Genomic DNA, 12,310 nt, shown 5'->3' with positions numbered 1-12,310 from the left:
TACACCAAATCAACAGCTTAAGATTAAATGCGCCGCGCCTGCCAGTAGGCTTTTTTCCAATACACATTGTCCAGCGAGGATCGCATCACGCCACGGCTGGTGGAGGCATGAATAAACTGATCGTTGGTATCATAAATGCCAACGTGCAAACCGTTCTCACCGCCGCCGGTTTTGAAAAACACCAGATCGCCCGGCATCAGCTCATCACGCGAGACTTTGGTTCCCAACGAGGTTTGTTCCACCGTCGAACGAGGTAGTTGCATATCGAAACGGTCGCGGAAGGTGCGATAAACGAAACCGGAACAGTCAACGCCGCCGCGGTCGACCCCACCGTAACGATAAGGTGCGCCGTACCATTGACGCAGTTGCTCATTCAACTGAGCCACCACCACGATAGAGTCCGCCAGCCGACCGCTGGGCGGCGGTGCATGACTGCTACAACCGGCAAGAATTAAACTGGCTAATAAAAACCAAATACGCATCCGCATAATATCCCTTCATTGAACACGTTGCCGCATCATGCCGTCCGGTAAAAGCATACCGCCTGCGAGGCAAAGCCGGCACCACGTAAGGAAAGCGCTATTTGGGGCTAATTTATCCCCCTGCAGGGGAAAAAGGCAAGCACGGTGAAGGAGATAATCGCATTGGCGCCACTTTTTGCGCTATTGAGGCGTTTTTACCTTGGCCTGGCTGTTAATCAGCCACACGCCAAACAGGATAAACAGCGTTCCCAACGTTTTCAACAGGGTGGCGGATTCGTTAAACCACGGCAGGATCACCGCGGCCAGGTACACCAGCGCATAGCTCACGCTCAGCAGTGGGTAAGCGCGGTTTAGTGGCAGATGGTGCAGCGCGAAGAACCAGCACAGCATGGACAACGCATAACCGAAGATACCACCGCTGACCGCCAGTAGCGGCACCCAATACTGGGCAAACAGGCTTAACGTAACGTCGGCAAACGACATCAGAGGGATCTGCGCCATACCCCACTTCATCAACAGTTGCGCCAGCGTGACCAGTAGCACGCTGGCCGCGCCCCAGGCGTAGCCCCTCATGGATTGATACTCATCAGCAGGATCCCCAACATGATCGACGCCACGCCGTACCAATGACGTGCGGTGGTGGGTTCGTTAAACAACCACCGGGCAGCTAATGTCACCAACACGAAATTCAGGCTGAGCGTCGGATAAGCCAGGCTGAGCGGCAAGCGCTGCAGCACGTTGAGCCAGACCGCCATGCCCAACCCCAGCAACAACACCGCCAGAAGCAGCCAGCGCAGCGTCACCCCCCGTCTGACGTCGGGGGGCAATTGCCAACTCTGGGCCGCTTGTTTCTGGCACAGCTGCCCACCGCAGGTGAGCAGGCTGACCACCAGCACCAGCAAGTAGCCGACTATCATGGCTGCTGTTGATACCAAAGCAGCGCTAAGCGGTTCATCTCAACCACTTTATCCGCTGCCGGTAAGGTTTGCGGCACGTGATCCCCTCTCGACAGTTGCAATACCAATGAGACGTCACCCTGTTTTCGCGCCTGGGCCAACCACTGCGGGAAATCGGCATCGCTGATGAAATGGCTGCGGGAATCCGGGTAGGCCAGGCCATAAGCCACCTCACCTTTCTCGCTGAACATCAGCACATCGCTGCGCTTCAACTCCCAGGCCAGCCCTGCCGCTACCCCTGCGCTGTCGGTCAATACGTAACGGCTATGGCCTAACTGCGCCATATTTACGCTGATAAAGTTTTGCGGCAGCTTGGAGTCAGTGACCTGCTGCGGAATGGCGTAACCCACCAGCAAGCACAGCAGTAGCGGACAAGCCGCTGCCCAGCGCCAGCGTTGCGCGTTATTACGCGCCGACACTATGGCAAAGAACAGCCAACCGCCGAACATAATAATGCCGATGACGATCTTCGGCCACTCTTGTGCCCCAAACAGCTTCACCTTCGGCAGCAATCCTGAACCCAGCACCAGCAGCGCCACCACGCAAATCAGACCAAATAAGCCGTTCAGCAATGCGTTGATCTTGAAAGTTTTGCTGCGTAGGCTTGCCGCATAATCCTCAGCGTAAGCGGCCATCAACAGCGCCAACGGCGCCATGCACGGCAAAATATAGGTCGGCAGTTTGCCTTTGGCGATGCTGAAAAAGATCAGCGGCATCATCACCCAACTCAGCAGGAAGAACAGCTCCGGCCGTTGGACGCGTTCACGCCAACCCTTAAGCAAAGATCCCGGCAACAACGCCAGCCACGGTAATACCGCCGCCATCAAAATCGGGATGTAATACCAGAACGGCGCTTTGTGCTGGGCGTTATCCTCGGCAAAACGCTGAATATGCTCCACCCAGAAGAAGTAGTTCCAGAAGTCCGGCTCACGTTGAGCAATAGCCAGCGCCCAAGGCAGGCTAAGCAATACCGCGGTCAGGATCGCCAACGGGCCGTAGATCAAGAGATCCTTGATCCGCCGCTGCTGAATGACTATCGGGATCACCGCAATCACCGGCACCGCCAGCGCCAGGAACCCCTTGGTCATAAAGCCCATGCCGCAGGCCAGCCCCAGCAACACGTAACCGCCGACTTTACCCTTGACCGTGGTGGCTTTCAGCGTCAGGTAATAACTGACCATGGCCGCCACCAGCCACAGGGAAATCATCGGATCCAGCACGCTGTACGTGCCGATGCTGAACACCAGCACCATCGACAGGAAAATCAACGTCGCCAGGCTGGCGCGGCGCGCGTTGCGCCACATCAGCATTGCCAGCGCGAACACCAGCACGGCGGTCATGCCGGTGCTGAATACCGAGCCAAAACGCACCGCGAAGTTGGTATCGCCAAACAGCCACTGGCTGATGTTGTTGAACCAATATCCGGCAACCGGTTTTTCAAAATAACGCAGCCCAAGCAGATGCGGCACTACCCAGTCGCCGCGTTGCAGCATTTCACGGCTGATCTCGGCGTAACGAGTTTCATCCGGTTGCCACAGCAGGCGACCATTGAGGGGGATCAGGTAAACCAGAGCAAAAAAAATGGCCAACACAATGGCCCAGGATCCTTTTAGCGCCTTCATGAATCGTCCTTCACATCGGTTTGACAACCCAGCCAACCTTCGCGGCCAGGGAAAGGAGCACGCTCGACGCGGCCCAATGGCAATGACGCCAAATCTTGTGGCAACAAGGTGCTTAACGGGCAGAATTCTATGCCCTGCCGTTGCGCCCGTTGCAGTAACTGCTCAAACATGGCGGCCTGAGACATACCTTCAACTTCGGTATGAATGGTATAAACCGGCACGCCGCGATCATTTTCAATCGCCCGTAAAATGTAATCGTTGAAGTCAGCCATGCTGACTTCACTGCCAATCACCTCATCAAAGGTCGGTAACGTCACCGGGATCTGCACGGTTCCCACACGGCCATCGCTTAACAGCGGACGGAACGGATGGGTACCACGACAATCGCTGTTGTAGTGAAAACCGAAGCGCTGCTTCACTTCCAGCACCCGTGTGTCCGCGCGCCAACCGGCAACGGCCGAGCATTTGACCGGCAGCCCGGTACTGGCAGTCAGCGCATCCACACCCAACTGCACCTGTTGCGTCAACTGCGCCTCAGACCAACGGCCGACCTTGGCCTGCCAGCCCTGATGATCCCAGGCGTGCAGGCCCACTTCATGCCCGGCCTGGGCGGTGAGTTTCATCAATGGCCCCAGGGCACGGGCGATATTACGCCCCGGCCAGGCGGTGCCGGCCAGCAGAATATCCCAGCCGTACAGCGACGCGGCGTTCGATCGCAGCATTTTCCACAGGAATTTCGGACGTAAAAGGCGCCACAGATGGCGCCCCATATTGTCCGGCCCTACGCTGAAGAAGAAACTGGCCTGAATGTTGTACTTGTCGAACAACTCCAGCAACTGCGGTACCCCTTCACGGGTACCGCTGAAAGTATCTACATCAACTCGCAGACCGACTTTCTTCATGCACCGTCACCTTCCTGAACGGTGGTGCGCAAGAAGTAGTCCAAGGTATCGGCAACGGTTTGCTGCATCGCGATGGTCGGCTGCCAATCCAGCAGGCGACGGGCATTTTTGATGCTTGGCGTACGGTGCTCAACGTCCTGATAACCCTTGCCGTAATAGCTGCTGCTTTCGACATCCTTAAAGCCGGCAAACGGCGGGAAGCGGTCGCGCAACGGGTGATTATTGAAGCTTTCGAGCAGCATTTCCGCCAGTTCGCGGATGCTGGCCTCGTTGGTCGGATTACCAATGTTGACGATTTGGCCATCGCACAAGCCGTCGCGGTTTTCGATGATGCGGAACAGCGCTTCAATACCGTCGTTGATATCGGTAAAGCAGCGTTTTTGCGCCCCGCCGTCCATCAGTTTGATCGGCGACCCTTCCACCAGATTGAGGATCAACTGGGTGATGGCACGGGAAGAACCGATACGCGCTGCATCCAGGTTATCCAGGCGCGGCCCCATCCAGTTAAACGGACGGAACAGCGTAAACTTCAGCCCTTCTTTGGCACCATAGGCCCAGATGACTCGGTCCAGCAGCTGCTTGGACACCGAGTAAATCCAGCGTTGTTTGTTGATTGGCCCGACGATCAGGCGGGAATGATCTTCGTCGAACTCTTTGTCGTCGCACATACCGTACACTTCGGATGTGGACGGGAAGATGATGCGCTTGTTGTATTTTACGCAGTCACGAACGATTTTCAGGTTTTCTTCAAAATCCAACTCGAACACGCGCAGTGGATTGCGGGTGTACTCGATCGGCGTGGCGATGGCCACCAGCGGCAGAACGACATCACATTTCTTGATGTGATACTCGATCCACTCGGAATGGATGCTGATATCCCCTTCCACAAAGTGGAAGCGCGGGTTATCCAGGAAACGGCTGATGGCATCAGAACCGATATCCAAACCGTAAATGTCGTAACGATCGTCACGCAGCAGACGTTCGGTCAGGTGGTTACCGATAAAGCCGTTAACGCCGAGGATCAGTACGCGGGTTCTGCGCTTCATCACTGCGTTGGGCTTGGCAGCCAGACGTACGTCGGTGACGATGCCCATTTCCTGCGCCAGACGGCTACCCTGTACGTACAGGCCGGCATCGTTTTGACCGGCAACGATTTCCAGTGCGCCTTCGCCGCAGGCAATGACCAGCGGAGAAGTACTGAGCACGGTGCCAGGCTGCTTGTCATGCTGCGCATCCAGCACGCGAGCACGCCAGACAATCAATTTACGCTGACCGAGATAGCTGAAGGCGCCAGGATAAGGTTCGGTCACTGCGCGGATCAGGTTGTTGATTTCCTGCGCCGATTTATGCCACAGGATCTCACCGTCTGCCGCATTCCGGCGGCCAAAGTAGCTGGCTTCGGCTTCGTTTTGCGCACTGAATGTCGCCGTGCCGTTTTTCAGCTTCGGCAGTTCGTCCTTCAGCAATGACTGTGCGGCTTCCAGCACTTTTTTGTGCAGCGTCAGCGCCGTGTCGTCAGCGGCGATTGCCACTTTGCGCTGACCAACGATATCGCCGGCGTCCGGACGCTTGACCATTTTATGCAGCGTAGCGCCGGTTTCTGTTTCGCCGTTCACCAGCGCCCAGTTCACCGGTGCGCGGCCACGGTAGCGAGGCAGCAGTGAACCATGGAGGTTGAAACCGCCAAGCGGCGCCAGCGACAGCAGCTCGTCGCTCAGCAGATTACGGTAATAGAAGGAGAAAATAATGTCCGGCTGCATCTGGCGAATGCGTTCGATCCACAGCGGGTGGTTAACGTCCTCCGGCGCATAGACCGGTAACTCCAATTCTGCACCCACACGGGCAACGGAGGAGAAGAAGTTGTTCTCACCAGGATCGTCGGTATGCGTGAATACTGCTTGAACGTCATAGCCTGCGTCAGTCAGCGCTTTCAGACCTGCGCAGCCAATATCATGGTAAGCAAATACAATAGCTTTCATCATTCTTCTTCCTGAGTATTGTGGTTCGGCTGTTCACCGACCACTTTCTGAACAAAATAACGAGGACGAGCACGCACGTCGGTATAAATACGACCGATGTACTCTCCCAACAGACCCATGCCGACAAATTGGGCGCCAATAAAGGAAAACAGCACGGCAAACAGGGTGAACACCCCGCCGCCCGCCCATTCAGGGCCCATGATCAAACGCAGGGCGATCAGCAATACCGCCAGCACGAAACCCGAAAGCGCAATCACGCTGCCCACTACGCTCAGCAAACGCAGCGGCGTGGTGGTCAAACAGGTGATCAGGTCGTACATCAGATTAATCAGCTTCATCAGGCTGTATTTAGAGTCACCAAACTCGCGTTCAGCGTGCAGCACGTCAATTTCAGTAGTACGACGGGCGAAGGTATTCGCCAGGATCGGGATAAAGGTGCTGCGCTCGTGGCAGTTCAGCATCGCTTCGATAATGTGGCGGCGATAGGCGCGCAACATGCAGCCATAGTCGCCCATCGATTTACCGGTAGCGCGCTGGATCATCATATTGATGATGCGGGAGGCGCTTTTACGGAACCAGGAGTCCTGACGGTTGGCGCGCACAGTGCCGACCACGTCGTAACCCTCTTCCGCCACCCGCACCAACCGCGGGATCTCTTCCGGCGGGTTTTGCAAGTCAGCATCCAGCGTGATCACCAGATCGCCGCTCACCTGATTGAAACCGGCCATGATTGCCGAGTGCTGCCCATAGTTGCGGTTCAGCAATACGGCAATGACGCAACTGCCGGGCTGTTCGGCGGCAGCGGTCAGCATATCGGCAGAATTGTCGCTGCTGCCGTCATCGACCAGGATAATTTCATAGGGCTGGGCCAGCTGTTTACAGGCGGCGGTGGTACGTTCAAGCAAGGCAGGTAGACTTTCCTGCTCGTTGTACACCGGGATCACCACCGAAACTTTTTTAATCGGTTCAACGCGAGACACGTAACGACTCCACAACAGAAGACAAGGCTTTGACCACGCGATCAACATCAGCGTCGGTCATATCAGGGAATAGCGGCAAGGTGCACAAACGCGCCGAGTTCCATTCGGTATTGGGTAAGGACAATTGCGGATAGCGGTCGCGATAAAACTTCTGGGTATGCGCGGCACGGAAATGCAGACCGGTACCAATGCCCACCTCTTTCAGGCGTTCCATCAGTTGGTCGCGATCGATACCGCAACGCTCGGCGTCAACGCGCACCATAAACAGGTGCCAGGCGTGGTCATGCGGATAATCAGGCAACCCCAGCGGCAGGAAAGGTGAACCTTCCAGCGCGGTGAGATAACGCTGTGCCAGCTCTTTACGGCGGGCGTTCAACTGCGGCAGGCGCGCCAGCTGTACGACGGCGATGGCCGCGTGGATATCCGAAAGGTTGTATTTGTAGCCCGGCTCCACCACTTCGGCCTGCGGCTTGCGCCCCAGTTGCTGACGGTCGAAAGCGTCAACGGCCAGACCGTGAAACTTCAGACAGCGCAGACGATCCGCCAGCACATCGTCGTCGGTGGCAATCAGGCCACCTTCGGCACAGGTCAGGTTTTTAATCGCGTGGAACGAGAAGATGGCCGTTCCTTGTGCGCCAACCCATTCACCGTTGTAACGGGAACCCACCGCATGAGCGGCGTCTTCAATCAGCGGCAGATTATGGCGTTTGGCCACGTCTCGCAATGCATCCATTTGCAGTGGCGCACCAGCGTAATGCACCGGGACAATAGCTTTGGTTTTGGTCGTAATGGCGGCTTCAACATCCCTGGCATTGACCATCAACGTATCGCGATCAACGTCGATCATTACCGGCGTGGCGCCGAGCAACTCAATCATGTTGAGGGTTGAAACCCAAGTTTGTGAGGGAGTGATGACTTCATCGCCGGGACCAATGCCCAGAGCCATCAGGGTGATATGCATGCCTGCAGTAGCGGAACAAACGGCAATCGCATGTTTGCAGCCGAAGGTGGCGCAAAACTCACTTTCCAACTGCTGATTTTGCGGTCCGGTGGTGATCCACCCTGAACGCAATACCTTTTCTACCGCCGCGATTTCTTCATCGCCGATCGCCGGGCGTGAGAAAGGTAAAAATTGATCCATAGTTAACCCCAAACGTATCAAATTTCTTTTAATGACACTGTAGATCTCTTTTATTTAACGAATATTAAACGCCAGAGAGAATCGTTCCCGGTGGATTAACTGCCAATGTACGGCCGCAAGCTTAACTAAACCTTAAGGCGAGATTAATTATCAGCGGACTATCTGATTTGCGAGGGCCATCATCATCATTTTATATTGATTTAAAAATCAATTAGTTATAGTTATTAATAATTATTTACTTATTTTATTCGAACTAAATCAGCGTAGCACGTCAGCGACGGTTTTCAAGATTTATGAGGTGATTTTTAGCGAAGAGTGAAATAAAGCCGATGCTTACTCGGCTATTTATATCGAGTCCGTTTAATTTTCGTTTAGGCCGCATTTTCAATACGCTAACGCACTAGGCGGTTTTGGTCATAATCCAGCGTTGATCGCCCACTGCCTGCAAATGAAAATCGACGTCATAAATTTGTGACAGCAGAACCGGCTCCATCACCTCCCGCGTGCTGCCCTGAGCAACTAAGCGCCCCGCATGCAGCAGCCAGACCCGATCGGCCTGCTGTAAGGTGTGGTTGAGATCGTGCGCGCAAACCAAGGCACTGCGCCCGCTCTGGCAAAACTCTCTTAATAGTCGGTCCAATGCCACCTTCTGCGCCACGTCCAGGCTGTTGGTCGGTTCATCCAACAGCAGCAATTGGCTGTACGGGTTAACCGTCGGCCAGACCTGCAGCAGCACCGCGGCCAGACGTACTCGCTGCCATTCCCCGCCGGATAACTGAGTCAGCATGCGCGGCAGCTTGTCCATCAGCTTTAAACGCTGGCACAGATAAAGAATGGTGCTTTCCAGCGCCTCTTCCGAAGCTCCCGCCGGTTGATGCAATGCCAGATACTGGAATACCGGCATCAACGCCACCGGGGGCTGCTGTTGGCTTAAATAACCACGACGCAGTGCCAGCTCATTGCCCTGAAAACTTTTCAGCGGATGGCCGTCCAGCAGGATCTCCCCGATACCGGGCAAGATACCCGCCAGGCGGGCCAACAGCGTGCTTTTACCGGCGCCGTTCGGGCCAATAAGGTGAAACTGCAACCCAGCATCAACCTGTGCTGAAAACGGGGCCAAGCGCCCTTCTACCCCAACCTGCCTGAGTTGCAGCATGATGTATTACCGCTCCTTCTTTAGTCGGCCAGCGCCTGTTTGACGGCGGCCAGCAACGCAGGATCTTCCGGCGTCGTATCCGGGGAAAAGCGTTCGATGACCTTGCCATCGCGGCCAATCAGGAATTTCTCGAAGTTCCACAGGATATCGCCAGTTTGCTTTGGTGCCCGCCCCTTGCTGCTCATACGCGCCAGGAACTCACTGCCCTGTGGCGCAACGGCGTGCGGTTTGGCCGCGGTCAACGCCTGATACAATGGATGGCGGTTTTCGCCGTTCACTTCCAGTTTGGCAAACATCGGGAACTGAACGCCAAAGGTACCCCGGCAAAACGCCAGGATCTCTTCGTTGCTGCCTGGCTCCTGCCCCAGAAATTCGTTGGAGGGGAATCCCAGCACCTCAAAACCTTGATCCCTGTAGGTTTCGTACAGGGCTTCCAGCCCTTCATATTGCTTGGTCAGGCCGCATTCCGACGCCACATTCACCACCAGCAACACGCGGCCTTTATATTGTGCCAGCGTGGTAGATTGATTTTCGATGGTGTTCAGCGGAATGTCATAAATAGCTTGAGTCATGGAGCTTATCCTCTTGTTTTACTTGCAGGTGAATAGAGAAACTACCTTACGCTTTTTACCCGAGTGAGCAACCAGATAAACAGAGGTGCCCCCAGGGTGGCTGTCACCACCCCGATGGGCAATTCAGCCGACAGCAACGTGATACGCGCCACCACGTCGGCCGCCAGCAAGACACCGGCACCGGCCAGTGCGCAACCCGGCAGTAAATAACGTTGATTGGTCAAACCGCTAAGGCGCAGCATATGCGGTATCACCAGCCCGACAAATCCGATCACCCCCGCCAACGCCACACTAACGCCTACCAGCCAGCCGATTGCCAGCACCAGCAGATTGCGCCACAAATGCAGTGAAAGCCCGAGCTGGCGGGCCTGTACCTCGCCCAGCGCCATAAAGTTCAGCGCCTTGCCCTGGCAACACAGCCACAGCACCACCGGCACCAGGGCCAGCACCAGCCATTTTTGGCGCCAGTCTACGCCGCCAAAGCCGCCCATCATCCAGTACATTAGCTGGCGCAGATCCAGGCTGGAACTGAAGTACACTGCCCAGGTCATCACTGCACTGCACACAATGCCCAAGGCAACGCCGACCAACAATAATCGCGCGTTGGTCAGACGCTTGCGACGAGCAAAGCTCAGCAGCATAAAGGTCATGATTAACGCACCCGCAATGGCGCTCAGGCTCATCAACGCCACCGGCAGCAGGCCGTTGCCCAGTAATACCATTAGCACCAGTGCAACCCCGGCACCATTAGCCACTCCCAATAAGCCAGGCTCCGCCAACGGGTTCTCAAACAAGGCCTGCATTACCGCACCGGCAATGGCCAGGCTGGCTCCGACCAACATCACCGCTAGCGCACGCGGCAGGCGTAATTGCCAGACAAACAGCTGCGCCGCATCACTTGACCACTGTGAGGGCCAAAGCCAGACATCACCCGCGCTGAGGCTAAAAACAAAAGCCACGGCAACGCCCAGCGCCAACAGCCATAAATGGCGTTTATCGCGATGACGCTGTTTGTGCAGTAATAAAGTAAAGGTCTGGCTGGTTGGCATAGGTGTGGCGATTCCCTGCGGGCCGCGAGCGGCGGTCGAATAATTGACGTCTGGGTCAAATATTAGGGGGTTAGCGCCAGAAGGGAAAGCCTTGCTTGAGGATTATGGCAGGAAAACAACGGCTGATGCTGCCCCCCTCCACTGAGGGGCAACACCAGACGTCGTACACTCAATTAGCGTCGCGGATCATTTCCGTTTTGTGGGTAGGGTTTACCGTGGTCATTGTCGTTGCCGCGGCCCTTACCGTGGTCATTATCATGACGGTTGCCATCGTTACGGTTATCGCGTTCACCGTGGAACGGATTGCCGCCCCGCTCTGGACTCCGGTGATCGTTGCCGCGCGGCGGTGAGGGTTGCCAGCGACCACCGTCCCAGTACAGACCACGGCTATTACGCTCACCCACGCCGCGTCCCTGATGGGCATGCCACCACTGTGGCGGACGCCAGTCATAGCCGTCCCAGTAGTAACCTCGCCGATCCTGATCCCCCAGATGGACCGAGACGCCCGGCACGTTGATATCAATGGAGACATCTGCCTGGGCAACGAGCGGCAGCAACAGCGGTAAACACAACAGCAACAGGATCTTTTTCATTTTGGCACTCTCACTTTATTTTTTGCTGAGCTGGTTATATCAGCGCGATTATTTTACGCCTATCGCCGCAATGCCTATTTTCAGATCGTTTTCACCTCGCTTACATAATCCATACACTCTCATTTTTCAGATTAAATAAAACAGCTGCTAACAACGTTTAACGAATAGCTGACATACCGGATGCCATGCCGCTATTTATAATGACGCTGACACTTATCAAAGAGATATTATTATGATTAAACGCATTGGAATGTTGTTCACGGTCGCCGTGCTGACCACCGCGCTCAGCGCCTGCTGCTTCGGCCCCCACGGTGGCGGTCATCGTGGCGGTGGTGGCCCGGGCCACTATTACAACCATTATTAAAAACCAGGAGCCTCGGCTCCTTGTTTTATTTCAGGTAAAGCAAGAAAATTAATATCCATAAGAAAAATCCGCAAAAATCTGGATGTCTTAAAATTAAACACCAACCTACTTTATTTAATCGCATAGGCTCTTACGGCCATAATTTAGGAATAAACCGAATTTTTCTTCAAAAAAAGAAAAAGGCCGCAAAAGCGGCCTTTTTTGGTTTCACGCAACTTACTCTTTCGGGCTTGCGTTCTCTACCCGACTTTTCAGTTTTTGCCCTGGACGGAAAGTGACCACGCGGCGCGCCGTAATCGGAATGTCCTCGCCGGTCTTCGGGTTACGCCCCGGACGTTGGTTCTTGTCACGCAAATCAAAATTGCCAAAACCTGACAGTTTCACCTGCTCACCGTTCTCAAGAGCACGACGTACCTCTTCGAAAAACAGTTCTACCAGGTCTTTGGCATCCCGTTTGCTAAGCCCAAGCTTTTCAAACAGGTGTTCTGACATTTCAGCTTTAGTAAGCGCCATA

At 55.1% G+C, this 12,310-nt stretch carries 14 protein-coding genes; 1 reads left to right on the top strand and 13 read right to left on the bottom strand.

The genetic code is table 11. The annotated features are described in order from the left end of the window. Window positions 1-23: 23 nt before the first annotated feature. From H0S68_RS10580 to H0S68_RS10525, 12 genes are all read right to left on the bottom strand, one after another. A complete protein-coding gene (locus H0S68_RS10580; protein ID WP_041414519.1) occupies window positions 24-488 on the bottom strand; it encodes an NlpC/P60 family protein in 465 nt (154 codons plus the stop codon). 174 nt (window positions 489-662) lie between these two features. Further along, the gene (gene arnF / locus H0S68_RS10575; RefSeq protein ID WP_020826634.1) at window positions 663-1,055 is read right to left on the bottom strand and encodes a 4-amino-4-deoxy-L-arabinose-phosphoundecaprenol flippase subunit ArnF; all 393 of its coding nucleotides are present in this window, start codon (window positions 1,053-1,055) and stop codon (window positions 663-665) included. Next, window positions 1,052-1,399 (bottom strand): 4-amino-4-deoxy-L-arabinose-phosphoundecaprenol flippase subunit ArnE, encoded by a 348-nt coding sequence (arnE, locus tag H0S68_RS10570; RefSeq protein ID WP_048762677.1) that lies wholly within the window; start codon window positions 1,397-1,399, stop codon window positions 1,052-1,054. The genes arnF and arnE overlap by 4 nt, the downstream gene beginning before the upstream one ends. After that, entirely contained in the window at window positions 1,396-3,060 is a 1,665-nt protein-coding gene (gene arnT, locus H0S68_RS10565) for a lipid IV(A) 4-amino-4-deoxy-L-arabinosyltransferase (protein WP_128865392.1), read from the bottom strand. The genes arnE and arnT overlap by 4 nt, the downstream gene beginning before the upstream one ends. Next, window positions 3,057-3,962: a 4-deoxy-4-formamido-L-arabinose-phosphoundecaprenol deformylase gene (gene arnD, locus H0S68_RS10560; RefSeq protein WP_020826631.1), complete on the bottom strand. Its 906-nt coding sequence runs from the start codon at window positions 3,960-3,962 to the stop codon at window positions 3,057-3,059. The genes arnT and arnD overlap by 4 nt, the downstream gene beginning before the upstream one ends. Beyond that, window positions 3,959-5,941 (bottom strand): bifunctional UDP-4-amino-4-deoxy-L-arabinose formyltransferase/UDP-glucuronic acid oxidase ArnA, encoded by a 1,983-nt coding sequence (gene arnA / locus H0S68_RS10555; protein WP_217331451.1) that lies wholly within the window; start codon window positions 5,939-5,941, stop codon window positions 3,959-3,961. Before arnA ends, arnD begins: the two co-directional genes overlap by 4 nt. Then, window positions 5,941-6,921 (bottom strand): undecaprenyl-phosphate 4-deoxy-4-formamido-L-arabinose transferase, encoded by a 981-nt coding sequence (gene arnC, locus H0S68_RS10550; RefSeq protein ID WP_020826629.1) that lies wholly within the window; start codon window positions 6,919-6,921, stop codon window positions 5,941-5,943. Before arnC ends, arnA begins: the two co-directional genes overlap by 1 nt. Beyond that, window positions 6,908-8,062: a UDP-4-amino-4-deoxy-L-arabinose aminotransferase gene (gene arnB, locus H0S68_RS10545; RefSeq protein ID WP_128865391.1), complete on the bottom strand. Its 1,155-nt coding sequence runs from the start codon at window positions 8,060-8,062 to the stop codon at window positions 6,908-6,910. Before arnB ends, arnC begins: the two co-directional genes overlap by 14 nt. Before the next feature lie 400 nt (window positions 8,063-8,462). After that, window positions 8,463-9,218 carry a vitamin B12 ABC transporter ATP-binding protein BtuD gene (btuD, locus tag H0S68_RS10540; protein ID WP_261159719.1) on the bottom strand — a complete coding sequence of 252 codons (756 nt, stop codon included), beginning with the start codon at window positions 9,216-9,218 and terminating at the stop codon, window positions 8,463-8,465. A 20-nt stretch (window positions 9,219-9,238) separates the two neighbouring features. Then, on the bottom strand, window positions 9,239-9,790 hold the full coding sequence (locus H0S68_RS10535) for a glutathione peroxidase (protein ID WP_020826626.1): 552 nt from the start codon (window positions 9,788-9,790) through the stop codon (window positions 9,239-9,241). A gap of 41 nt (window positions 9,791-9,831) precedes the next feature. Further along, window positions 9,832-10,839, bottom strand: a complete 1,008-nt coding sequence (gene btuC / locus H0S68_RS10530; RefSeq protein ID WP_020826625.1) for a vitamin B12 ABC transporter permease BtuC — start codon at window positions 10,837-10,839, stop codon at window positions 9,832-9,834. Window positions 10,840-11,012: 173 nt separating this feature from the next. Beyond that, on the bottom strand, window positions 11,013-11,432 hold the full coding sequence (locus H0S68_RS10525) for a DUF2502 domain-containing protein (protein ID WP_142815298.1): 420 nt from the start codon (window positions 11,430-11,432) through the stop codon (window positions 11,013-11,015). A 232-nt stretch (window positions 11,433-11,664) separates the two neighbouring features. Between H0S68_RS10525 and H0S68_RS10520 the strand changes: the two genes are divergently transcribed. Continuing rightward, window positions 11,665-11,796, top strand: a complete 132-nt coding sequence (locus tag H0S68_RS10520) for a hypothetical protein (RefSeq protein ID WP_020826623.1) — start codon at window positions 11,665-11,667, stop codon at window positions 11,794-11,796. A gap of 216 nt (window positions 11,797-12,012) precedes the next feature. Here H0S68_RS10520 and ihfA read toward each other — a convergent pair whose 3' ends face one another. Next, window positions 12,013-12,309, bottom strand: a complete 297-nt coding sequence (gene ihfA / locus H0S68_RS10515; RefSeq protein ID WP_004943604.1) for an integration host factor subunit alpha — start codon at window positions 12,307-12,309, stop codon at window positions 12,013-12,015. Window position 12,310: the final 1 nt, after the last annotated feature.

Origin of the sequence: Serratia sp. AXJ-M, assembly GCF_046531865.1 — a bacterium.
In the GTDB taxonomy this organism is placed as follows: domain Bacteria; phylum Pseudomonadota; class Gammaproteobacteria; order Enterobacterales; family Enterobacteriaceae; genus Serratia; species Serratia liquefaciens.
Note: the sequence above shows the minus strand (reverse complement) of the source record. Positions and strands in the feature narration are given on the sequence as shown.

Excerpts from the sequence above, each read along its gene's own strand:
- H0S68_RS10580 (WP_041414519.1), bottom strand. The coding sequence starts at position 488 with ATGCGGATGCGTATTTGGTTTTTATTAGCCAGTTTAATTCTTGCCGGT.
- arnF (WP_020826634.1), bottom strand. The coding sequence starts at position 1,055 with ATGAGGGGCTACGCCTGGGGCGCGGCCAGCGTGCTACTGGTCACGCTG.
- arnE (WP_048762677.1), bottom strand. The coding sequence starts at position 1,399 with ATGATAGTCGGCTACTTGCTGGTGCTGGTGGTCAGCCTGCTCACCTGC.
- arnT (WP_128865392.1), bottom strand. The coding sequence starts at position 3,060 with ATGAAGGCGCTAAAAGGATCCTGGGCCATTGTGTTGGCCATTTTTTTT.
- arnD (WP_020826631.1), bottom strand. The coding sequence starts at position 3,962 with ATGAAGAAAGTCGGTCTGCGAGTTGATGTAGATACTTTCAGCGGTACC.
- arnA (WP_217331451.1), bottom strand. The coding sequence starts at position 5,941 with ATGAAAGCTATTGTATTTGCTTACCATGATATTGGCTGCGCAGGTCTG.
- arnB (WP_128865391.1), bottom strand. The coding sequence starts at position 8,062 with ATGGATCAATTTTTACCTTTCTCACGCCCGGCGATCGGCGATGAAGAA.
- btuD (WP_261159719.1), bottom strand. The coding sequence starts at position 9,218 with ATGCTGCAACTCAGGCAGGTTGGGGTAGAAGGGCGCTTGGCCCCGTTT.
- H0S68_RS10535 (WP_020826626.1), bottom strand. The coding sequence starts at position 9,790 with ATGACTCAAGCTATTTATGACATTCCGCTGAACACCATCGAAAATCAA.
- btuC (WP_020826625.1), bottom strand. The coding sequence starts at position 10,839 with ATGCCAACCAGCCAGACCTTTACTTTATTACTGCACAAACAGCGTCAT.
- H0S68_RS10525 (WP_142815298.1), bottom strand. The coding sequence starts at position 11,432 with ATGAAAAAGATCCTGTTGCTGTTGTGTTTACCGCTGTTGCTGCCGCTC.
- H0S68_RS10520 (WP_020826623.1), top strand. The coding sequence starts at position 11,665 with ATGATTAAACGCATTGGAATGTTGTTCACGGTCGCCGTGCTGACCACC.
- ihfA (WP_004943604.1), bottom strand. The coding sequence starts at position 12,309 with ATGGCGCTTACTAAAGCTGAAATGTCAGAACACCTGTTTGAAAAGCTT.